Raw genomic sequence first — 22,804 nt, 5'->3', positions numbered from 1 at the left:
TCAAATAAAAAAGCCGCTCTATTGAGCGGCTTTTTTTAATGTTTTAGTAAGCTGTCCCAGGGCAGAGACTCATCTCCCAACACGATAAAGTTGGGGTTCTCCAACGACTCTCGTTCGTTATAGCTAAGCGGATTCAGGTCAAGATCGAGGATCCTTCCCCCTGCCTCATCAACGATGCACTGCGCCGCACCAGTATCCCATTCGCCGGTGGGCCCTATACGCAAATAGCAGTCGGCAACCCCTTCAGCCACCATGCAGCTCTTAAGTGTGGCACTGCCAAAAGGAATAAACTCAGCCTGTACGTCTTCTCGCAACTGGTCGGTGATCAACTCTAGATTCTGGCGGCGACTGACGGCAATACGCAGTGACTTTGGCGTTTCACTGGCAAACTTGGTTGAACTAATTGCCTTAGTTTCTCCACCGTGACTCTTAAACGCGCCATGACCTCGAGTAGCAAAATAGGTGATGCCAGAAACTGGCGCATGAACCACGCCCAAGGTTGGTACGCCCTTTACGATCAGGGCAATATTTACGGCAAAGTCACCACTACCCGCAATAAATTCACCTGTGCCATCAAGCGGGTCGATTAGCCAATAACGGTCCCAGTGACAACGCTTATTGAAACCAACATCGGTCACCTCTTCAGATTGAATGGGGATCTCAGGCGCCAGTTGAGTCAGTCGTTCCATCAAGAGTTGGTTGGCTCTCAAGTCTGCGGTTGTGACCGGCGTTTCATCTTGCTTGGTCAGCTTTTCGAAACGGCCCTGCTGATAGATATCAACAATCAAATTACCGGCGTCCACCGCCATCGCTCTTACATCATTGAGCAACGCAATCGGCTCCATCACTTCCCCTCTCTCTGCAGCATCTCATTCGCCAAATACAGTGCGGCGATACTGCGTGCTTCGCAAAATTCAGGCTGTTGTACCAAACCCATCATATCCGCTACCGGCCAGTAAACTTTTTCCAGCGGTTCAGGCTCATCGCCCTGCAACACTTCTGGATACAACTCCCGAGCCAGCATGATCGTCATCTGGCTACCAAAATAGGCGGGCGCCATGGTCAGAGTCTTGAGCCTGGTCAACTCATGGCTACCAAAGCCGATCTCTTCTTTAAGTTCTCGATCCGCAGCCTGCTCTGGCGATTCCCCTGGATCTATCAGCCCTTTCGGAAAGCCTAGCTCATAACTATCTGTACCTGCCGCATATTCACGAACCAAAACGACCTGATCGTCGATCAGGGGCACCATCATTACCGCGCCACGGCCACTGCCGCGCATACGTTCATATTCTCGGCGTGCCCCATTGGAAAACGCCAGGTCAATCGCTTCGATGGTGAACAGACGACTTTGGGCAACTACACGACTTGCGAGTATGGTGGGTTTTTTCTTGTCAGTAGGGTCCTGGCTCATTTGACGGGCTTAGTCTTATTATTTAATGCAAAGTTAAGAAGGCTAGGATTACACTAGCGGTCTAACGCCATCGTGCCAAGTTTTTTAGCATTTCTGGGGGAATAATCGTGCTGCAATGGGATCAGATTGAAACCGTGCTATTGGATATGGACGGCACCTTGCTGGACCTGCATTTTGACAACCACTTCTGGTTGACCCACTTGCCTCAGCGTTATGCAGAAGAGAAAGAGATTAGCTTTGAACAGGCCCACGACCTGCTGACATCAGCCTATCGAGAAGTCATGGGCTCGCTTAAATGGTACTGCCTGGATTATTGGCAGGAACGCCTGCAGATGGACATAGTCGCAATGAAGCGGGAAGTCGCTAATCGTATCAGCCTTCGCCCTGATACCCTGCCCTTTCTGGATACGCTTAAAGACACCGGCAGACAGGTGATCCTCCTGACCAATGCACATCCAGATAGCTTGTCTCTAAAGGTAGAGCGAACTCAGCTGGATAAGCACCTGCATAAGCTGTACACCAGTCATGAGTTTGGTGCGGCCAAAGAGCAGCAACAGTTATGGTCACAGTTGCAGAGAAAGTTGGGATTTGAGAAAGAAAAAACGCTATTTGTGGATGACAGTGCCAGTGTACTGGCAGCAGCACGCACTTATGGCATTAAACATTTATTAGCTGTTGCCAACCCTGATAGCCAACAACCCGCAAGGCAGGTGGCCGGTTACCACAATATTAAGGATTATCGAACCTTACTCAGTGATATCCGGCAGCACCCTATTTAGGCTGCAGCCGGATAAGCAGATTCACTAGGGCAGTTTGGTATCAAACTCAAACTTCAGCCCTTCAGGGGTTTTCTCAGAGAGAAATTCCAGGCCTTCGATGACCTCTTTTGGCAGTGAACGGTCAGGGTTGAGCATTATGGTGCCAACAGCACGCTGACGATCTGGTAAACGAATGCTCCCCGAGGCCGCTAGCGGGCTCTGGCTGCCATCAAGATCAAATACAACCTGCCCATCAACACAACTGAGTTGAGTACTTATTTGACCCAGAGCCACTGGCGTCTTGATCATGTTGTTATTGAAGCTTGCTGATTCCCAAAAGATGTCGCCAACCAGGGTTTCACACCAAGGCAAGCCATGTTCAAACTCTTCGACAAAATATTTCATCGTACCATCCAATGTGGCACGTCCCGGAAGGTTTGAAACGGCACCGACAAACTGTGCAGGAACGATTAACGAACCGTCATAGATCGCGATACCACCTGGATCAGCGATGATTCGCGCCTGACCTCGAATATCAGAATGGCGAGTGCCGATGTTCACCTCAGCATCCAGGTCGCCCATTATTAATGGCCAGAACGAGAGGTCCCATTTAACTTTATCCAACACTATTCGACGATCTCGTAACACTGCGATCTCGCCTTGCCATACGGTACCGCTCACACCTTGCAAAACTGTCGTTTCAGGCAGGGGAAGAAAGCGAACCAGCCAGGCAGCTGGGAGCGTCATGATCAGAAAGAACAGGTAAACAACTAAAACAACTGCGCCACGGCGAACCCAAATCAAGATATTAACTCCTTGTCAGTTGCAGGCGTCGGATACGAACCACACCACTATCAGGCTCGCTGGTAAGATCCAAGCTGGCCACATCGATGCCGTACTGCTTCTTAAGCACGCCAAGCCAGTTCATAAGCGCATTAAATGAAACTTGGTCAATCCAGACCTGAAGGTCTTCGCCTTGCGGTTGTATGCGTGCAATCGTAACTTTCTGTGCTCTTGCTGTACGGTTCACGATGGAAGATAAACTGCCACCCCGTGCCTGGCCACCAGACGCTTTTCCACGCAGACTAATCACTTCCACTGCGGCACGCTTCATCTCGGCTAAGCGACTTTCATCAGAGCTAAGCATTTGACGCTCATTGTCTACAGCGCTATCGAGAGGTGCCCAGATCCCCCAATAAAAAATCGCGAATACCACTGCGATGGCTGCGACAATGAGTAACTGGCGTTCCCGGCTATCCAAACCGTCCAAATAAGCTTTTATCGCATTCATCCTTTGCTCCTTATGATCATAGAGCCAGAGACAGTGCCGGATTGATTGTTCAACGAACCTACTTCGATCTCATAATTGTCTGACACCGCACTTTTAAACTTCTCGAAATCAGCAAATGCTTTTGCTTCAGCTTGAATGCGCAGCTCCTGACGGCGCTTATCAAACTTCATCGAAGCAAGCTTAAATGCGCTTACGGACTCAAATGGCTCTTTCAGTTCACTGAGCATTTTGAACAAGCCCAGATCTGTTTCGCCACTGCCACCAAGCTCAGACAGCTTGGCTTTCATGATTGAACGGGCTTTGCTTACAGAGCTGGCTTTGACGTCAGGAAAAGCCACTTTAAACACTTCCAGGGTTTGATTTTGGGTGTGCTCGCGCTCACCGCTCAACCGCCATAAGGCCATACCATCAAGCAACATGTTCAGAAGTACACAGAACACTGCCACCGCAGCCACGTTACGCCACGCCAGCAAACGCTTATCAAACTCCCTCTTTTGTTCAAAGTTGCCCTGAAGAAGGTTCCATTGGTGCGATGGAAGATGTTCAGCCAACAGTTGCATAGGCAACTCTTCGGGTTCTCGCACGATACTTAAGTCATCGATTTCTGGCAGGATCCAAGGTTGGTAGGTATGCAGTGCCTGAGGCTCATCACTACTTTCTCTTGAAGCCACAAGGCTTTGTAGATATAACTCAGCGTTTTCAGGCTCAACGACAATGCCCGAAAACAGACCGGTGCGGAGCAGAAGCTGAGATTCAAAATCAAGCGATGTCCAATCCTGCTCGTGAAAAGGTAAGGCAAGCAGATCCGGAACAAGCCGCTGCGGAGTGATATCCGCTTCAGCCAGCCAATCCATCCATTGCGCCATACGGGTACGGCTAACCACCATCACCTGCTGAACATTCTCAACCCGCTCACCCAGAGCAAAGTGCAAACTGTCTACATCCTGAGCCAACTGCTCTTCAAGCATAAATGGCAGCGCTTTAAGTACTGCACGTCCGGCTTTAGGCGGCAGCTCAACCTGATGTAACGCAATTTCACTGCTAGGAACCAGCACAACAGGCTTACGTCCGCCTGCCCGTTCATGCAGGGTGGTGAGTTGAGCAACATTGGGTAATGTGCCTGAAGCAATCACTTCAGATTCGCTATAGGACCAAACCAGCCAGTGAACTGGCGCATCTTCTTTATGCCCCAGTCTTATCACTAATTGTTCGTTCACTGGGTTCCTCCCATCTGTCGCCTTATCACAACAAGTTTATTGTCTTGCCCGCGTTTCATCAGCGACTCCAGTTTGAATTTTAGATCTGCCACTTCAGTTTTTGCCTGCAACAGAAAATAATGGCTATTTACAACCAGTGCTTCCTTTTGACCTTGATTGCCACTACCCACCGCACTTACTTCAGGTTGCCGCCAAAACTCGTCGATGTTTTCAAAGCCATTTTTAGGTCGATTGTTTATCAGATCCTGAGCTTCGCTTAAATTAATCCGTGGCGTCAGCACCGCAGCCAATATGGCCGCATGCTCAGGCTTAATGGTATTAACATTCACCTTGAGTGTTGGATTTTCTGGCAATGCACAAACATAAGGCCTGACCTTCTCATAGATTTCAGCGGTTACCCCTCTGATCGCCCTCAGTTCACTGGCGTGGGCCAACAAACTGTTTGCTGTCAGATAGGGGACAGCCATTGACTCGTACTCAGCGTCCTCAGCCCCTACACTGGATGCCATAATGCTGTCGGCATCAATCCAGTCCCGCAACGCCTCGGCAATCTGTTCGGCCTCATAAGCGTCGACTTCCAGCTCTTCGAGCAGTGCTTGAAACATCCGGCTTTGTACAGGCCTGGCTTTGAGCTCTTTTTTCGGATCGCTGCCGGCGACACTGTTAAGATTAAAGCAGGACTGCATATCTATGACCTGCCCGCCCAAAGTCCCACCTTCAACAGGAAACTCATTCCCTTCCTGTGCCCAGTTCTGGCCAAGGTGGATCACATCCTCGTCATCCTTGATATCCTGCTGCAAAATTTTGATAGCAAACTGCTCTGCACCCATGGCATACCAAAGACCCTGGTTACCCAGGATAAGGTTCTCAGCCCGGCGCATCTGCAATCCCAAGCGCTCAGTCATATTGGCAGCAATAATCACAGCTAGGGCTACGACGAGCATGACGGTGATAATCGCCACACCGCGTTGACGCTTCGGTGACGAGCTAGTTACTACCATCGCCAGCGGCCCTCCGGTCTCCTGAGCCGCTGCTTCCGTCGCCACTGCCTTCGTTGCCGTTGCCACTGCCACCACTGCCGCCTGAGCCACCTTGGTCAGTAACGACCTGACGGTGGGCGTTTCCATCTCCGGCCAAAAGGAACATGCGATTGACTACGCCAACCCCTTCGATATCCAACTCAACCGAGATCGCTTTAGGGATGGTTTTTCCTTCCCAAGGGCGCTGCCAGCCATTTTCGTCATAAATACTGACCTTAAAGCCATTGATCCCTTCCAGAACAGGAGAAACTTTAGGCTCCGTGCCGCTAACCGCATCTGGGTAAACAAAATAAAGTCGCTCCAAGCGATTTTCCTGCACGCGATACGATATGGACTGCAGTGTACTTCGTGGCAACATCGCAGTAGGGTTGCGCCAGCCCTGCCGAGTCAATACCAAGCCATCAAACTGGCTTTCAACCAAATACTCTCCGGCCCACAAAAAGCCCTCGCTGGCTTCTCTTTCATCAATCCTCACCTGCCGCCTGGTGGCCTGTATTATGTCCCGTTCGATAATGGTCATTGCTCGTTGCAGTGTTTTCATCTGCTCCGATTTATCGCGGGAAATTGCTTCACTTTTCTGAATATTGTTTAACGTGGTGTATGAGGCGATGCCAACAACAGTAAAAACTGAAATCGCAACCAACATCTCAAGCAGGGTAAAACCCAGAGCACGCCTCATTCGGGTTTACTCCGATAAGTCACCAGACTCGCCATGGGTGACTTGTCTTTTTCATTTAAAAAGACCTCAACCCTAACACCTCTAAACTCTTTGTCAGGGGTTTCCAGCCCTTGCTGGGTCCAGTGCCAGGTGTGTCCCGCCATCTCCATGGTGCCGCGACTGATCGATAGTTTTGGCCACTCATTGGCCAGAGCGATTTCAGTCATTCGGTTACTCGCAACCCAACTGGCCATGGTGCTCTGTTCCAAGTACGACAAGCTGTTCAGATGCCCAGATGTCGCTTGCGCCAAACTGATTGCAGCACTGGCAAAAATAGCTAATGCCACCAGCACTTCCAGTAATGTCATGCCCCGGCTAAGTCGCCTGCCACTTGCTATCTTCATGGTCTATCCAGTGGTCCTTCAATCTGGATCTCTCCAGTATCAAACCCATTGATCCGAAAATAAGCCATGTCATCATCCGCCACATCCTGCAATGAAAGCAGCACACTGAATGGAGTAACGTCACCACTGGAAAAGATCAGAACTTGCGGGCGCTCTTCTTTCTTTTCCCGCTCGATCTCCACACCTTCAAACATAGAACCCGAGCGAGTCAGCTTGTTTTCCTGTTCCCAGGGAAGATCATCCAAGGTTAACTTGGCACCAATAATGTCAGGCCAATTGCGAGGAGCAAACAGTCGGTCGTCTTCTATTGGCTGCCATTTGTTTTCTTCATCAAGTTGGAAAAAGCGATACTGCTTATCATCCACACGCATGCCATATTCTTCGCCACGCATCAAAGCTTGCTCAGCAGCCATTTCAACAACAGCACCGAATCGGGTTGCTTCTCTTTCCAGTTTTTGTTCAGGACCAGCAAGGTCCAGGTTCAATACAACACCCACCGAGACAATCGCCATTAATGCGATCACCAAAAGCACTTCGAGCAGGGTAAAACCCTGCTCGTGCCGAATCGGATGGGTGTGATGTAGTAACAACTTATTGATAATCCTGCAGGTTCCAGCTTCCGATATCTGCAGCAGTACCTTCACCACCCTCTTCACCATCTGAACCCAGTGAATACAGATCATATTTGCCACGTTCACCTGGGCTCAGATACATATACTCATTACCCCAAGGATCCTTTGGCAGACGTTTGATGTAACCATCTTCACGGTACTTGCGTGGTTCAGGTGCGCTAGTTGGTTTGTCTACCAGAGCTTCCAAGCCTTGCTCTGTGGTTGGATACATTGCGTTATCCAACTTATACATATCCAAAGTTTGCTCCAACGCAGTAATATCGCTGATAACTTTCTGAGTATCAGCTTTTTCTTTGTTACCCAACAAGTTGGGTACAACCAAAGATGCCAGGATACCCAGGATCACGATAACAACCATTACTTCCAACAGGGTGAAGCCGGTGTTTCGTTTTTCAAACGTATTCATGATGAAAACATCCTCTCAGGAAAACAGGGGTTAAACCCCAACAAGGTTATTCAAGTTGATAATAGGCTGAAGAATCGCTACCACAATAAACAACACGACTCCCGCCATCAGCACCAGGACCAAAGGCCCCAACAATCCCATGGCTACCGTCATAAGTGAGTCAAACTCACGTTCCTGGTTATCTGCCGCCCGGGTCAGCATCTCTTCCAGCTCACCGGAGCGCTCACCCGAGGCAATCATATGCAGCATCATAGGAGGAAACAGCTTGGTTTCGGTGAGAGCCGCCCTAAGGCTGGTACCTTCACGCACATGGCCAGTAGCGTCATGGGTTGCATTTTTAATACGTAGATTTGTCAGTACGTCAGAAGCAATACGCATCGCTTCTAACAAGGGCACGGCAGAAGCTGTCAAAATAGCCAAAGTACGTGCATAGCGGGCGGTATTCATGCCTCGCACCACTTTGCCAATGACAGGAAAATACAACTGCCAGTTGTGGTACTTGAGTTTCCAATTGGGTTTGGCAAACAAGCGTTGCAAACCAACCATCAACAGCATAAATCCAACGCCAATGTACAAGCCATAAGCCAGCACAAAATCGCTGGCACCAATCAAGACCTTGGTGGTAGTTGGCAGTCCCTGCCCCATATGCTCAAACTGAGCCACGATCTTCGGAACAACCACGGCTAAAAGCAGGGTAATCACGCCACTCGCAATTACGGTAAGTACAATAGGATACACCAGAGCCTGAATAAGCTTGGAACGTGTAGCTTGACGCTGCTCGGTATGATCTGCCAAGCGATTCAGTACCGTATCCAAGTGTCCCGATTTTTCACCTGCTGATACAGTGGCGCAAAACAGCTCATCAAATACATGAGGGAACTCGCGCATGCTATCCGCCAGCGTATGACCTTCAAGCACTTTGCCACGCACCGCCATCATCATGGTGGACAAACGCGGCTTTTCACACTGTTCGGCGACTGCTTTAAGCGATTCCTCAAGCGGCATGGAAGAGGCAACCAAGGTAGCCATCTGACGAGTAATAAGCGCCAAGTCGGGTGCAGAAACACCTCGCTTAAAGCCGAACCCACCACTCTTTTTCTTCTCTTCCGCGGCTTTAGCATGGGTCAACTCCATCGGGATCATGCCTTTTTCCCGTAAAAGCTGACGAACCTGACGAGCACTATCGCCCTCGATCACCCCTTTCTTCTGACGCCCCTTGGCATCTAATGCCTTGTACTCAAATACCGCCACAACTTATTCCTCGCGGGTCACGCGCATCACCTCTTCCAGCGAGGTTTGGCCTGCCAGTACCTTATCTATGCCATCCTGGCGGATACTGGGGGTAAATGGACGGACATACTTTTCAATGGCCTGTTCGCCAGCGTCGTTGTGGATCAGTTCACGTACCTCTTCATCCACCACTAACAGCTCATGAATACCCGTTCGCCCCTTGTAACCGTTTTGATTACAAACTTCGCAACCCGCAGGGTGGAATATCACCTGGTCGGTGCCTTTTGGTAGCCCCATCAGCTCCAGTTCTGCTTCTGTAGCCTGCTGAGGCTGTTTACACTCAGGGCATAGTGTACGCACCAGTCGTTGTGCTAATACCGCCAACAAACTTGAACTCAACAGGAAGGGCACTACTCCCATATCCGCCATACGGGTGACGGCACCTGCAGCGGTGTTAGTATGCAGAGTTGAAAGTACCAAGTGTCCGGTCAAACTGGCTTGAACAGCGATCTGGGCCGTTTCCAAGTCGCGGATCTCACCAATCATCACCACATCCGGGTCCTGACGCAAAATAGCGCGCAAGCCACGTGCAAAGGTCATATCCACTTTGGGGTTAACCTGGGTTTGGCCGATACCGTCCAGATCGAATTCAACCGGATCTTCTACCGTTAAAATGTTGCGGTCTTTGCTATTAATACGGCTAAGGCCTGCGTACAGGGTCGTACTCTTACCCGAACCGGTAGGGCCGGTAACCAGAATAATCCCGTGAGGGCGATGAATCAGCTCTTGGAAAATAGAGCGGTTCCGCTCGGTCATTCCCAACTGTTCGAGATCCAGGCGCGCCGCATTCTTATCAAGTAAACGCAATACAACACGTTCGCCGTGGCTAGACGGCATAGTCGACACACGTACATCAACTGCCCGGCCACCAATTCGCAAAGAGATTCGACCATCCTGGGGAATCCGCTTTTCGGCAATATCCAGTTTGGACATTACTTTTACACGGGATACCAGAATATTGGCCAGTTTGCGGTTAGGTCGCAAAACCTCCTTGAGTACACCATCAATCCGGAAGCGGATAATCAACGAGGTCTCAAAGGTTTCGATATGGATATCTGAAGCACCCTCTTTGATTGCCTCAGAAAGCATAGCGTTGATCAGCTTGATAATCGGGGCGTCATCTTCCCCTTCCAGCAAATCTTCTGTTTCAGGTAACTCATCGGCGAGAGAGAACAGATCCATCTCACTGCCAATGTCTTCCATCAACTGCTTGGCTTCACTGGAGTCGCGCTGGTAAACGGCCGTCAGCATCTGATCGAAGTCATTTTCATCCAGCGCGGTAAAACGCACAGGGGCAGCGGCAAAACGTCGAACTTCAGCCAGCACCTCAACGGGTAACACACCGGTATAATGGGCCTGCCAACCATCATGCTGACTTTCCAGCACTACGCGGTTACGTTTTGCGTACGCGAATGGCAAGACCTGACCTGTTAGTTCCTGCTCAGAAATTTCTTCGCCTAGCTCAGGGTCATCCTGCAGCGCCTCCAGCGCAGACTCTTGTGGCTGCGCATCGACCTCTTTCAGCTCTTCGATATCAGCCATATTAATCTTCTTCCGCTCGGCGACGAGCTTCTGCTTCAGCTTCGATTCGCTCACGCATGTAATCTTCGAAACTTGGAGGAGGTAGATCCGCAGACTTCCACTCAGGTAACAGAGGTACGCTGGTGTCTAGGTGACGCAGACCTTCTTCATTTTTACGTAACTGCTGTGCACGAATAAAGTTGTATTTACGGTTGCTGATCTCGTTCATGGTCATATCGTCACGAACGATAGTTGGACGAATAAACACCAAAAGGTTGCGCTTACGCTTAGTGGTGTTTGTACTGCGGAATAGCTCACCGATCCATGGAATATCGCCCAACAGAGGAACCTTAGACACACTTTCCTGGGCATCTTCATCTATCAGGCCACCGAGAACAATGGTGCCGCCGTCATCAGCCATCACCGTGGTTTTGAGCTCGCGCTTGTTAATTGTGATGTCCACATCGGTCGTTCCTGAGATACTGGAAACTTCCTGCTCAATCACCAACTGAACCGCGTTACCTTCATTGATTTGAGGTGTCACTTTCAGCTTCACACCCACTTCCTGACGCTCAATGGTCTGGAACGGATTATCGTTGCTACTGGAAGATGTTGAACCAGTTAGTACAGGCACATCCTGGCCGACAATAAAGTAGGCTTCTTGATTATCCAGAGTAGTGATAGAAGGGGTAGCCAATATATTGGAATTTGTCGTCGTGCTGACGGCTTGGATGACTGCGGCCCAGTCATCATTAATTGAACCGACCATAATACCGTTGATATTGCCCAAAACCTGAGCCAGCAAACTGATATCACCATCAGTCTCTGGGTTAGTTGTAGTCACAGGGTTACCATTGCCGTCAATGGTCGTGATGGTTTCACCACCCTCAGGCTGAGCTTCTCGCTGAGCCGCCCAAAGCGCGGACACCGGAGCCTGAGTGCCATTGTTCCACTGCATCAGGCCTGCATCTTCAGAGAACCACTGCACACCCAAGTTTATGCCGTCGCCATCCTGAACTTCGACAATAATCGCCTCGACCAAAACCTGAGCTCGACGGATATCCAGAGAGCGAATAACCCCCTCCAGCGTTCTCATCATATCTGGCTGAGCGGTAATCACCAGCGCATTACTGTCCTCATGGGCTTCAATAGAGATATTACGCTGGGTAGAAGCTTTCTTCCCTTTACCACCACCAGCAGCTTCTTGAGCAATAGTGTCACTCACCCCTTTGAGGACAGATACCATATCGGGTGCCTGAGCGTACTTAAGGTAGAACACCTTGGTATTCCCGTCGGTTTCCAATTCGTTATCGAGACGGCGAATAAGTTGCACAATACGGTCACGAGCTTTGGGCTCACCAGACACCAGCACGCTGTTAGTACGCTCATCGGCAACCACTTTAGGCTTCAGGAAGCCTGGCGTTGCATCTTTACCGCCCGTGGTGCGGAGAAGGTTATCGGTAATACGGACCATTTCGGCGGCAGAAGCAAAGTTCAGTTTAACGATCTCGACTTCCTGGTCACCTGCTTTGTCGACCAAGCGGATAATCTCTACCAGGCGATTTACGACCGCTGCACGACCAGTAAGCATAATTACGTTAGATGGGTCGTAATGCACCACGTTACCACCACCAGCGTTATCGTTTAGCTGACGAAGTAACGGCGCGAGCTCTCTTACCGAAACATTCTTAACCTGAACAACTCGCGTAACAAACTCATCACCCTTACCGGGGTTACGATCGCCAACCACCGGAATCGCTGCTGTCTTGGCGTCTTTGTTCTTGATGACTTTGACAATACCATTGTCCATCTCGACAACTGCGTAACCATAGACTTCCAACACATTCAGGAAGAACTGGTAGTACTGAGCTTCTGATAACAGGTCATAGCTACGGACATTAACTTTGCCGCGCACCCCTGGATCGATGATGATGGTTTTGTTGAGGTTTTTACCAACAATGTTGATAAACTCTTCGATGTCTGTGCCTTTGAAGCTGGCGGAATACTCCGTTGCAGGCGCCTGCGCCATCCAGGTGATACACAATGCTGCAAAAATGCCTTGCATTAACCGCTGGCCAATTCGCATCTTTCTAAATAACTGCACCTTAGCGTCCTTCTTCATTATTCTTCACCTGGCAGAGCAAACAGGATCTCATATTGCTGACCTTCACGCTCAATGGTCAGCGACATCTCTTCCATCTCAGCTAATTCATCCATCACTGACATCGCTTGCAACTTGTCAGTTAAATCAATGCCATTGAGCCCAATGGCTAAGTCGTTTGGCTTCAGCCCCATGCTCTCAAACAGCGCAGGGTCTTTACCTGGGTTAACTCGAAAGCCTTTCAACTCGCCCTCTTCCCTCACCGGGGAGATCCTGATGTAGTCAGTTAGCTTCTTCATTAACTCTTCATTGCTGCCTGCTTCTTGCTGAGTTTTACGCAGGCTTTGCGCCAACTTGCGGTTACGTCGTTGGTCGACTTGCTCTCTTGGAGTCGGCGTTGGGCGTTTAGCTTGGGTGCGCTCTGTGCCAGAGTAGTCGATCCCTGCCAACATTAAGGTTTCATGAGACCCACGGTTGCGGATAATGACACGATCCGGATGAATCTCCCTCAGCGTGGCGCTGGTCTTCTCAATTTTGTCACCAATAAAGTACGTAGCCTGCTTGCCACCGTTCTCAATAATTGCCGCGCTGAATTTTGGGTCAGTACTGGCAACCACACCTGTCAGCGTTAAATTCAACTTAGTTTCAGGTGCCTTTGTAACCTGTTGCTGAACCTGGGGCTTAACTTCCTGATATTTACCAAACAGGTTTAGCGACAGAATAGAAGACAAGTTCACACTTGGGTCATCTGCCTGGTATGACTTTGCTGAAGGTGGCTCCCACTGCTCGACACTTTTATTGACCGGTAAGATCGCCCAAGTTAGCTTTGCTGCCAAGTAAAGCAGGTAAATCACCAACAGCCAGCAAACCCAGCGGGCCACTGTTTGATGAGGTACCTTTTCCCAATAACGCTCAAATTGAGCAACGAAATCCATCCCAAGCCCTTGTCATTGCTTTTGTTCGCGGGATTTAACACCGCGCATGAACCACAATTGGTCGAAAAAGCGCCAAAACTTTGGCGCAAAGGGTAATTCGTGGTTTATATCATATAAATATGATAGTTTTCGCGGTCCCAAGCGCAAACAGTGAAGCCCGTCAATACTCGAAATAAACTGAGGTTTTTCCTAAATGAGTGACGCATCTGACAAGACCGACCCTGTCCGACTGGATAAATGGTTGTGGGCAGCACGCTTTTACAAGACCCGTTCACTTGCTCGCGAGATGGTACAAGGCGGTAAAGTTCACTACAACGGGCAACGCTGTAAGCCCTCTCGAAATGTTGATATCGGCGCCATAATTACACTTCGAGCTGGCTACGATGAGCGGGAAATTGTTGTCGTTCAGTTATCCGACAAGCGCCGTGGCGCGCCAGACGCCAGACTGCTATACAGTGAAACCGATGCCAGCATTGCCAAACGCGAGCAGCGGGCAGAGCTTCGCAAGCTCAGCGCTGATCAAATGCCACATCCAGAGCGTAAGCCTGACAAAAAGCAGCGCCGTCAGCTGCTAAAAGTAAAAAACCAGTAATTCGTCAATGGGAGACCCCATGCCTACTAATCAACAGCCGGATGCGCTTTATCGCTATCTGTTCGAAGAAGCCCATGTTCGCGGCGAGTTAGTTCAAGTTAAAGACGCCTACCAGGCGATGATTGCGAATCACGACTACCCACCTGCGGTCGCCAAACTGCTGGGTGAGTTGTTTGCCGTGACCAGTCTGCTTACGGCAACCCTTAAATTTGAGGGCAGTATTACCGTGCAACTGCAAGGTGATGGGCCTTTACGACTGGCAGTCATCAATGGTGACCATGAACAGAAGATGCGCGGAGTTGCCCGCTTTGAAGGCACACCCGAAGGTGACAATCTAAGCACTCTGTTGGGAAAAGGGCATATGGTGATCACCATTGCTCCAGATGAAGGTGAGCGTTATCAGGGCGTAGTTGCTTTGGATTCGTCTCTCAGTGCCACCATAGAAAACTACTTTGCACAATCTGAACAGTTGGCAACACAAGTGCGCTTGTTTGCCAGCGAAGCCCAATGTGCAGGCATGTTGCTGCAGGTGTTACCCGTTGCGGAACAAGCTAAAGAGCAATTTGAACATTTAGCACAGCTGACCGGGACTATTAGTGCGGAAGAGCTGTTTACACTTTCTGCTCAGGAAGTTTTACACCGCCTCTATCACCAGGAAGAGGTACGCCTGTTTGATCCTCAACCCGTCAAGTTTCACTGTGGTTGCAGCCGAGAGCGCACCGCTAGCGCGCTCAAAACCATGCCCAAAGCGGAGTTAGACGCACTTATCGACGAGTTAGGGAAAATAGAGATCGTGTGCGAGTACTGCCGGGACAAGCAGTATTTTGATGCCATCGATATCGATGCCCTTTTCACAGATAGTCCACAAATAAGTGATCACAGCGCACATTAATGAAAAGTTGACAGTTGCCGCCCCCGCTTGCGGCAACTTTTTTGATTTAAATCGTAACGAATGCTGTCCGTAGGTCTAGAATCCTTGTTAAAGTATAAAAACTGAGCAAAAACTCTAAAACCAAGCTCAGAAAAATAAAGGTTCTGTACGAGAAACACTAAAACTAAAACATCTAAAAATCTGACCCCTACAGGAGACGCCCTTATGGACATTGCTACCAACAAGGCGCTAGCCAAGAAGCTTGACCTGTCGAATTACGGTATTACCGATGTGCAGGAAATAGTCTACAACCCCTCCTACGATGAGCTCTTCGCAGAAGAGACCAACCCGGATCTGCAAGGATTCGAAAAAGGCGTGGTCACCGAACTTGGTGCCGTCAGCGTCAACACCGGCATCTTCACTGGCCGATCGCCAAAAGACAAATTCATCGTAAAAGACGACGTCACCCGCGACACCATCTGGTGGACCTCAGAAAAAGCCAAAAACGACAACAAACCTATCGATAAAGCCGTCTGGGACGACTTGAAAGACTTGGTGATGACAGAGTTGTCTGGCAAACGCTTATTCGTGATTGACGCGTTCTGTGGCACCAATGAAAACACGCGTATGAAAGTACGCATCATCACGGAAGTCGCCTGGCAGGCTCACTTCGTGAAAAACATGTTTATCCGCCCTGAGCCAGAAGAGTTGGTTGGTTTCGAACCTGACTTTGTTGTGCTCAATGGCGCCAAGACCACTAACCCTAAGTGGGAACAGCACGGCCTGAATTCTGAGAACTTCGTTGCCTTTAACCTAACCGAGAAATTGCAGCTGATCGGTGGTACCTGGTACGGCGGTGAAATGAAGAAAGGTATGTTCGCGCTGATGAACTACTACCTGCCTCTGAACGGTATGGCATCCATGCACTGCTCAGCCAATATCGGCGAAGAAGGTGACGTTGCTGTATTCTTCGGCTTGTCTGGCACAGGTAAAACCACCCTTTCTGCCGATCCTAAGCGTGCATTGATCGGTGATGATGAACATGGCTGGGACGATGAAGGTGTATTTAATTTCGAAGGTGGCTGTTACGCCAAGACGATTCGCCTGACTCGCGAAGCTGAGCCTGACATCTACGACGCGATTAAGCGTGATGCATTGTTGGAAAACGTCACTGTAGATGCTGACGGTAAGATCGATTTTAACGACGGCTCTCGTACCGAGAACACTCGTGTTTCTTACCCGCTGCATCACATCGCAAATATCTCTGCGGAGAACAAAGGTGGTCACGCTGAGAAGGTGATTTTCCTGACAGCTGATGCATTTGGCGTATTGCCTCCTGTAGCTAAGTTAACGCCAGACCAGACCGAGTATCACTTCCTGTCTGGCTTCACGGCCAAATTGGCAGGTACCGAGCGCGGCATTACCGAACCGACTCCTACCTTCTCTGCATGCTTCGGTGCAGCGTTCCTGACGCTACACCCCACCAAGTATGGTGAAGAGCTGGTTAAACGTATGCAGGCTGCTGGTGCAACCGCTTATCTGGTTAATACCGGCTGGAACGGTACTGGTAAGCGTATCTCAATCAAAGATACCCGCGCCATCATCGATGCTATTATGGATGGTTCTATCGAGAAAGCGGATACCAAGGTGTTGCCAATCTTTAACCTGGAAGTGCCTACCGCACTGCCGGGTGTGGATACAGGTATTCTGGATCCTAAAGATACCTATTCAGATCCTGTCGAGTGGGAGCGCAAAGCTAAGCACTTAGGCGAATTGTTTGTGAAGAACTTTGAGAAGTTCACCGACAACGAAGAAGGTAAGCGCTTGGTAGAGGCTGGCCCTCAGCTGGACTAATAATCACCTAGTCAACAGATTTTAAGTCTTTATAAAAGCCACCTTCGGGTGGCTTTTCTTTACCTACTTAGCTCTTCGACGCAAAATACCTGCATGAAAACAGAGTCACCCTCTCAATCCTGGTTTGTCTACTTGCTGCGCTGCGCAGATGATAGCCTCTATGCCGGTGTCACCACCGATCTGGAAAGGCGATTGAGAGAGCACAACCAGTGCAACAAAAAAGGCGCGAGGTATACTCGCGCCCGTCGTCCTGTGAGCCTGGCCTATAGCGAAGGTCACAAGGACCGAACCTCTGCCTGTAGAAGAGAAGCCGAGATCAAAGCGCTAACCAGAGCCCAGAAGCTACGGTTGATTAACCACCTGATTCAGCGCGATTTATAAACCACAATTCAAATATGGAAAAACGAGTTTTTAACGTTTTAGGGTTAGAAAAATTTATTCTAAGTAGTACTCAACAACAGCCGACAAAAACCTTAATAAGAGAGTTCGGCAGACATAAAGCGGGTCTTTGATTTTCAGAGCCATAAGTCTTTTTCCAGTTCGACCTACGAGCGTGTTAACCCCGTGTAATATCGGCTTTTTTTACATTAAACAATCCTTATAATAGTCGTACCAACTCCAGGGAATGGTTATCTACGTGATTGATTTGTCAAAAAGAACTTTTATTGCAGCTTTCGCCTCTGTATTTCTTCTAATCGCCTGCCAATCTAACAATATTGATGAAACTGCGAAGAGTGGCCCCCCGGAAATAGATAGTTATCGTGACATTGGAGCGATAAAGCCAAAAGCAGACATGCTTTTCGAAAATAAATCTGATCAACTGATCTATCCTGGCGAATTTGTCGCGATAAAAGGCGATCGACTATCAGATGCAGAAGTGACTATCGATGGGGTTCCCATCCCTACCTTCTACCATGAGCAAAAGTCCTTGTTGCTGCGCTTGCCGACAGGCCTAAATCCAGTCCGGGAACATAAACTTACTGTTAGCAATAACTTTGGCAGCGATTCAATCAACTTCTATAGCCGTCATTTCATCGCAGCTACCGATACTGACAATAACCAGCTCCACTTTATGAGAACCGCTCCTGAGGAAAAGGGCTATATAGAGATGGAGACAGCGTATGACATGACGCTGGATCAAAAGCGCGCGCTCGTATCTCAGATATCTCCAAGTGGCGGCTTTCTTTATTCATTTGGCGTTGAGAGCAAAAAGGTAAATAGTTCATCCATCACAGGTTTCAGCTATCAGGTATCGATGAATCTGATACATCTGGCTGCTTACAAAAAACCTGAACTGCATTCAGAGTTCCATGTTGATCTTCATTCGCAACCTGTCGCTGTAACCATGAGTGAAAACAACCAGATTATTTTACTGGGTGCCAAAGATGCTGCGATCATAGATATCAGCGAAGAAATTAAACCTCGCCAAGTGGTGAGATTTAATCTCGCAGAGGCTACTCAAAAGTATCACTACATGGATGTCATTACTCTGCAGCAGGGACAGCTATTGGCTGTTCTCGAAACCTACGGCAATAAAATAATCATTTATGACATTAGTGAAGCCAGCAATCCCAAACAAAAAAGTAGTTATGAGGTTTATCCAAACGTAGACCTGCCAATAGCCGTAGATCTGGAAATCGACCCAAACAACCCCGATCGATTCTGGGTATTGTCCGGCCCAAATCTACGAGCCTTGGCCTCCAATGCACTAACCGAGGTTCAGCGACTATTCGCGGAGCCCACCGAAGGCACAGTGGAGCTTCCCAGAGAGTTGACTCAGCTATCACTCACAGATACGGGAGTCATAGAGTCTGACAAAGTGCGCCTTCCCGAGAGTTTCGTACCCTTTTACGCAAAGTTTGGTCCCAATGACACGCTGTTTGTAACAGGCTTAAATGGTGACTTGATAAACAGTGACAACTTAGAGCTTGACCTCTCGTTACTCAAAAAGCTGCTGACAAACGTATTCAGTGCGACCCAATTTGGACAGGTTCTTGAGGTAAAACCAGATAGTAAAAAGGTAAAAGCGCATGCCAAGGGGCTCGGACTTTACTACCACTTGGAATACATGCCCGAGCTAGGGCCTGTGTTTTCGCTCTATAAACTGGGAGGAACGGTTTTCGCTCCCTATGTCAACGTCAAATGGGGTGTAGGCGTTAAAAGCCGGGGAACCTTCGCCATTCGAAAAGCCCACTACAAATCGATTTTCCCGCCTTACGCTGTGGGCTACGTGAGCGTACAGCTATAAGGCCCACAATAGTACCTACAGCAGTTGGTGAGCGTGCTTCAAATATATGGAGGCATCGTTACTTAAGATGCCGCCTTCAACTTGGCCTGAATATAGTCACTGTGAGATACATAAAGCAGATCGGCAATTTTACGTATGGTCGCTTCCTCTTCAGGATCGACCTCACCGTCCGCATAGGCTACAACCCATAACCCCTGGATCAGTTTTATGCGTTGCTCTCGGCTGGCGTTTTTCTTGATGGTTGAGGTGAATTGGTAAAGGCATACCGATTCATCAGATTGTTGATTAGCCGCGGTAAGCAGCTCTTGCGTTTCAGCGTCTGACAGTTCAAAGTGCTTTTTCAGCAGCTTGAAGATGGTCTCCTGTTCGACATGACTACGGTTATCATCAGCACGAGCCACTTCGACCAATAGCGCTGTCGCTGCCAGTTTCATATCTATCTGTGTTTGCTGAATTTCACTGCCTTGCAGATCAGAAAAAAACTGTTTTACGCGCTCTAACATCGACAAATACCTTAGACGTGACTGGTAGGTAGCAATATCTCTATGACCAGTCCACCCTCAGAATGGTTCGACAGACTGACCTGGCCACCATGCATATCAACAATGCGTTTGATAATGGCCAATCCCAAACCAGAACCTTCACCACCACGGGCTTCGTCGCCTTGGGTAAAGGGCTCAAACATCTTGTCGATATGCTGCTCTGGGATCCCGTTACCAAAATCCCTCAATAGCGTTATCACCTGTTGCTGTTTGGGATTGAATGACGTTGAGATCTCAACTTTGTCGCCGCCGTATTTGTGCACATTATCCAGCAAGTTAGTAATCACTCGCTTAATGCTGGTTTCTCGGATCGGCACGTCAGGGATCTGACCGGGGCGGAAATCGATATGATGCAGTTTGCTCTCTTCAGCCCGACAAACGTCGCTTATCAACATATTAAGATCTACCGGTGTCAGACTCTCATCACGATCATGTCTTACATAGTCAATAAACTGGTCGATGATGGCATTCATATCTTCGATATCAGCCACGATGCCATCTTTCAGATAGTCTTCCTCCTGACTCATCATCTCAGTCGCCAGACGGATACGGGTTAATGGGGTGCGCAGGTCATGGGAGACACCCGCCATCAACAGCTGCCTATCAGCTTCCAACCGCTGCACCCCCTGGGTCATCTGATTAAAGGCGCGGGTTACTTCCACCACGTCAGATGCACCGCGCTCTTCCAGTGGTGCCGGGTGCTCACCTCGCCCAACGGCGGCTGCGGCTTTCTCCAGCGACTTCAATGGCCGGTTGAGTTGGCGGGCAAATAACCAACCTCCGACAACACTGAGCACACCAATCACAACCAGATAGAGGGTTAAGGGACTGAAGGCGGTCTCTTCCAGACCACTCATGGGTATTCGCAGCCAAAGGTCGGGGGCTTGCGGCGGCCTCACCCAGACTCGATAGTTCTCGTTTTGTTCGATCCAGACTTCCGCTTCACCGCCCAACTCTTCACTCATCTGCTGCGAGAGAAAGGCATAGTAGGACGCGTTTTCCAAGCCATTGTGCATCGCTGCAGGCTCGGTATAGGCGGTGATCCCAGTGGCTTCCTGAAAACGCAGGCTAAGTTCCCTCGGGATCCAGATCCGCTTACGCCCATCTATGGGCTCGTCCATAAACACCACTTTGACCTGATTACCCAGCAGGTGCATTAGCTGCTGGTAGTTAGGTTTAATCACGTAAAGGGCGACGGTAACGTAGCTCACCAACTGGTTGATCAACAGCAACGTGCCGATCAGCAGTACGGTTTGGCCAAAGGCACTGCGGGGCAGAAGTTTCATCAGTAAATAACCGGCCTACCTTTCCTGCCCATCAGGAACAAACACATAGCCCAATCCCCAGACGGTTTGAATGTATCTTGGGTTGGAAGGATCATCTTCGAGCATACGACGCAGACGCGAGACCTGAACATCAATAGAGCGCTCCATGGCGCTGTAATCACGGCCACGGGCCAGGTTCATCAGCTTGTCACGAGACATTGGCTCGCGTGGATTAGTGACCAAGGCTTTGAGCACGGCAAACTCACCACTGGTCAGCGGCATCAACTCTTCACCTCGTTTCATTTCGCGGGTAGCCAGATTCAAACTGAACTCACCAAATGAGACCAGGTTTTCGCTCAATGAAGGCGCACCCGGCGCTTCTCGTATCTGACGGCGCAGCACCGCTTTGATTCGCGCCAACAGTTCACGGGGGTTAAAAGGTTTCGGCAGGTAGTCATCGGCGCCCATTTCCAAACCGATGATACGATCAACTTCATCGCCTTTGGCAGTCAGCATCACGATGGGTAGCTCAGTCCCTTTTTGGCGAAGGCGGCGACAGATAGAAAGACCATCTTCACCCGGTAACATCAGGTCGAGTACCAACAGGTGAAAGTTTTCACGTTCCAGGTAACGATCCATCTGCTCGGCATTGGCTGCTGCACGCACCTGATAACCCTGCTCCACCAGATAACGTTCCAGCAATGAACGCAGACGCATGTCATCATCGACAACCAGTATTTTTGTGGTTTCCTGGGACATGAACGAGAACCTCCTGTCATGGTCGCAAGCAAACGGCTTGCTATACCGAAATAACTACTTTCGATAATAGTGTCATCTACCCAAATTAGTAGCCAAAACTTTCATTGTTACAAACTGTTACCCCGAACTTTGGTACAGGTTGCAGTTTTGCAGCGGGTTCAGGCATATGGCATTCGCGGCAAATGAAATGTTTGCATTTGCAACAGCCGATGCCGATTTGCCTTTACTTACACGACCCACTTCATAACTTATTGCTAATAAAGCCAAAGACTATCTAATTCGCGTTTGTGGCGAGACCCAGATCTGTCTGCTAGCCTGAATTCGAAGTCGATCAGTTTTTCCTGCTCTTCTTGCGTTGTTTTGTTGTTCAAGTGGATTGATCAAAACAGATAAACAAAAGGCGCGAGAGAAGGAATGCTTGATATAGCGCTCAGCTTCGTCACCGACGAGCTCAATTCATACCTCAAAGCGAAAACCGGTATAACCGATGACGTGGTCAAGCTTGGCCAGGTGATCGATGACAACGGCAAGTACGCGCTATCCAAAGAGAGCGTCGCGCTCACCCTGGTCAATATCGAACAGGAAACGACCACCCGGCAGCAGCTTCCAGAATCCAGTTTTGTTCAGGGACAAAACGTGACGTTGCCGCCGGAACTCAGGCTCAATCTATACCTGATGTTTGTTGCCCGCTTCACTCTGTATGACCAGGCACTTAAATATCTCTCGCACATCATGAACTTCTTCCAGACCCGGCCACTGTTCAGTTCAGATGACTATCCCGCGTTGGACCCAAAACTGGCGCGCCTGAGCCTGGACCTGCAATCACCCAACTATGACCAGTTAAATCAGATATGGGCTTATCTGGGAGGGAAACACCTGCCCTCAGCGCTTTACAAAATGCGCGTGGTCGCGCTGCGTGACCAAGATGCGCCAGATATCGGGCCACCAATCTTAGCGGTAAACAACGACCTGACGTCGTTGTAACTCTTCGACAAAACTCGGATTAATC

24 protein-coding genes are annotated in these 22,804 nt (G+C 49.4%); 7 read left to right on the top strand and 17 right to left on the bottom strand.

Annotation, left to right across the window (positions count from 1 at the left end; translation table 11 throughout):
* Positions 1–35: 35 nt before the first annotated feature.
* Positions 36–845, bottom strand: coding sequence for a 3'(2'),5'-bisphosphate nucleotidase CysQ (cysQ, locus tag ABEA14_RS08885; RefSeq protein WP_345339604.1), 810 nt, complete (start codon positions 843–845; stop codon positions 36–38).
* On the bottom strand, positions 845–1,411 hold the full coding sequence (nudE, locus tag ABEA14_RS08880; protein ID WP_345339588.1) for an ADP compounds hydrolase NudE: 567 nt from the start codon (positions 1,409–1,411) through the stop codon (positions 845–847). The genes cysQ and nudE overlap by 1 nt, the downstream gene beginning before the upstream one ends.
* Before the next feature lie 101 nt (positions 1,412–1,512).
* On the opposite strand from nudE, the gene yrfG reads away from it, so the two are divergent.
* A complete protein-coding gene (yrfG, locus tag ABEA14_RS08875; protein ID WP_345339603.1) occupies positions 1,513–2,190 on the top strand; it encodes a GMP/IMP nucleotidase in 678 nt (225 codons plus the stop codon).
* A 24-nt stretch (positions 2,191–2,214) separates the two neighbouring features.
* On the opposite strand, the gene ABEA14_RS08870 is transcribed toward yrfG, so the two are convergent.
* The 12 genes from ABEA14_RS08870 to gspC are packed head-to-tail and all read right to left on the bottom strand — an operon-like array spanning position 2,215 to position 13,664.
* On the bottom strand, positions 2,215–2,973 hold the full coding sequence (locus ABEA14_RS08870) for a type II secretion system protein N (protein ID WP_345339587.1): 759 nt from the start codon (positions 2,971–2,973) through the stop codon (positions 2,215–2,217).
* Between the two features lie 4 nt (positions 2,974–2,977).
* Positions 2,978–3,460, bottom strand: a complete 483-nt coding sequence (gspM, locus tag ABEA14_RS08865; RefSeq protein WP_345339586.1) for a type II secretion system protein GspM — start codon at positions 3,458–3,460, stop codon at positions 2,978–2,980.
* Positions 3,457–4,677 carry a type II secretion system protein GspL gene (gspL, locus tag ABEA14_RS08860; RefSeq protein WP_345339585.1) on the bottom strand — a complete coding sequence of 407 codons (1,221 nt, stop codon included), beginning with the start codon at positions 4,675–4,677 and terminating at the stop codon, positions 3,457–3,459. Before gspL ends, gspM begins: the two co-directional genes overlap by 4 nt.
* Positions 4,674–5,678: a type II secretion system minor pseudopilin GspK gene (gspK, locus tag ABEA14_RS08855; RefSeq protein WP_345339602.1), complete on the bottom strand. Its 1,005-nt coding sequence runs from the start codon at positions 5,676–5,678 to the stop codon at positions 4,674–4,676. The genes gspL and gspK overlap by 4 nt, the downstream gene beginning before the upstream one ends.
* Positions 5,665–6,396 carry a type II secretion system minor pseudopilin GspJ gene (gene gspJ, locus ABEA14_RS08850; protein WP_345339584.1) on the bottom strand — a complete coding sequence of 244 codons (732 nt, stop codon included), beginning with the start codon at positions 6,394–6,396 and terminating at the stop codon, positions 5,665–5,667. Before gspJ ends, gspK begins: the two co-directional genes overlap by 14 nt.
* The gene (gspI, locus tag ABEA14_RS08845; protein WP_345339583.1) at positions 6,393–6,779 is read right to left on the bottom strand and encodes a type II secretion system minor pseudopilin GspI; all 387 of its coding nucleotides are present in this window, start codon (positions 6,777–6,779) and stop codon (positions 6,393–6,395) included. The genes gspJ and gspI overlap by 4 nt, the downstream gene beginning before the upstream one ends.
* Positions 6,776–7,426, bottom strand: a complete 651-nt coding sequence (gspH, locus tag ABEA14_RS08840) for a type II secretion system minor pseudopilin GspH (protein ID WP_345339582.1) — start codon at positions 7,424–7,426, stop codon at positions 6,776–6,778. The genes gspI and gspH overlap by 4 nt, the downstream gene beginning before the upstream one ends.
* Positions 7,371–7,817: a type II secretion system major pseudopilin GspG gene (gspG, locus tag ABEA14_RS08835; RefSeq protein WP_345339581.1), complete on the bottom strand. Its 447-nt coding sequence runs from the start codon at positions 7,815–7,817 to the stop codon at positions 7,371–7,373. Before gspG ends, gspH begins: the two co-directional genes overlap by 56 nt.
* Before the next feature lie 30 nt (positions 7,818–7,847).
* The gene (gene gspF, locus ABEA14_RS08830; protein WP_345339580.1) at positions 7,848–9,068 is read right to left on the bottom strand and encodes a type II secretion system inner membrane protein GspF; all 1,221 of its coding nucleotides are present in this window, start codon (positions 9,066–9,068) and stop codon (positions 7,848–7,850) included.
* A gap of 3 nt (positions 9,069–9,071) precedes the next feature.
* Positions 9,072–10,649 carry a type II secretion system ATPase GspE gene (gspE, locus tag ABEA14_RS08825; RefSeq protein ID WP_345339601.1) on the bottom strand — a complete coding sequence of 526 codons (1,578 nt, stop codon included), beginning with the start codon at positions 10,647–10,649 and terminating at the stop codon, positions 9,072–9,074.
* Position 10,650: 1 nt separating this feature from the next.
* Positions 10,651–12,714 carry a type II secretion system secretin GspD gene (gene gspD, locus ABEA14_RS08820; protein WP_377776230.1) on the bottom strand — a complete coding sequence of 688 codons (2,064 nt, stop codon included), beginning with the start codon at positions 12,712–12,714 and terminating at the stop codon, positions 10,651–10,653.
* Between the two features lie 35 nt (positions 12,715–12,749).
* Positions 12,750–13,664: a type II secretion system protein GspC gene (gene gspC, locus ABEA14_RS08815; protein WP_345339578.1), complete on the bottom strand. Its 915-nt coding sequence runs from the start codon at positions 13,662–13,664 to the stop codon at positions 12,750–12,752.
* A 193-nt stretch (positions 13,665–13,857) separates the two neighbouring features.
* On the opposite strand from gspC, the gene hslR reads away from it, so the two are divergent.
* From hslR to ABEA14_RS08790, 5 genes are all read left to right on the top strand, one after another.
* The gene (gene hslR / locus ABEA14_RS08810; RefSeq protein ID WP_345339577.1) at positions 13,858–14,256 is read left to right on the top strand and encodes a ribosome-associated heat shock protein Hsp15; all 399 of its coding nucleotides are present in this window, start codon (positions 13,858–13,860) and stop codon (positions 14,254–14,256) included.
* A 19-nt stretch (positions 14,257–14,275) separates the two neighbouring features.
* Positions 14,276–15,148 carry an Hsp33 family molecular chaperone HslO gene (hslO, locus tag ABEA14_RS08805; protein WP_345339576.1) on the top strand — a complete coding sequence of 291 codons (873 nt, stop codon included), beginning with the start codon at positions 14,276–14,278 and terminating at the stop codon, positions 15,146–15,148.
* A 204-nt stretch (positions 15,149–15,352) separates the two neighbouring features.
* A complete protein-coding gene (gene pckA, locus ABEA14_RS08800) occupies positions 15,353–16,981 on the top strand; it encodes a phosphoenolpyruvate carboxykinase (ATP) (protein WP_345339574.1) in 1,629 nt (542 codons plus the stop codon).
* A gap of 93 nt (positions 16,982–17,074) precedes the next feature.
* Entirely contained in the window at positions 17,075–17,362 is a 288-nt protein-coding gene (locus ABEA14_RS08795) for a GIY-YIG nuclease family protein (protein ID WP_345339573.1), read from the top strand.
* Between the two features lie 265 nt (positions 17,363–17,627).
* Positions 17,628–19,229, top strand: a complete 1,602-nt coding sequence (locus tag ABEA14_RS08790; RefSeq protein ID WP_345339572.1) for an LVIVD repeat-containing protein — start codon at positions 17,628–17,630, stop codon at positions 19,227–19,229.
* A gap of 62 nt (positions 19,230–19,291) precedes the next feature.
* Here ABEA14_RS08790 and ABEA14_RS08785 read toward each other — a convergent pair whose 3' ends face one another.
* The 3 genes from ABEA14_RS08785 to ompR are packed head-to-tail and all read right to left on the bottom strand — an operon-like array spanning position 19,292 to position 21,795.
* A complete protein-coding gene (locus ABEA14_RS08785; protein ID WP_345339571.1) occupies positions 19,292–19,732 on the bottom strand; it encodes a tellurite resistance TerB family protein in 441 nt (146 codons plus the stop codon).
* 11 nt (positions 19,733–19,743) lie between these two features.
* A complete protein-coding gene (gene envZ, locus ABEA14_RS08780) occupies positions 19,744–21,057 on the bottom strand; it encodes a two-component system sensor histidine kinase EnvZ (RefSeq protein ID WP_345339570.1) in 1,314 nt (437 codons plus the stop codon).
* Positions 21,058–21,072: 15 nt separating this feature from the next.
* The gene (gene ompR, locus ABEA14_RS08775) at positions 21,073–21,795 is read right to left on the bottom strand and encodes an osmolarity response regulator transcription factor OmpR (RefSeq protein ID WP_345339569.1); all 723 of its coding nucleotides are present in this window, start codon (positions 21,793–21,795) and stop codon (positions 21,073–21,075) included.
* Between the two features lie 414 nt (positions 21,796–22,209).
* Between ompR and ABEA14_RS08770 the strand changes: the two genes are divergently transcribed.
* Positions 22,210–22,779 carry a Pvc16 family protein gene (locus ABEA14_RS08770; protein ID WP_345339568.1) on the top strand — a complete coding sequence of 190 codons (570 nt, stop codon included), beginning with the start codon at positions 22,210–22,212 and terminating at the stop codon, positions 22,777–22,779.
* Positions 22,780–22,804 lie beyond the last annotated feature (25 nt).

This window comes from Corallincola platygyrae, from assembly GCF_039544265.1.
In the GTDB taxonomy this organism is placed as follows: Bacteria; Pseudomonadota; Gammaproteobacteria; order Enterobacterales; family Neiellaceae; genus Corallincola; species Corallincola platygyrae.
This window is presented reverse-complemented; position numbering and strand designations above follow the sequence as displayed.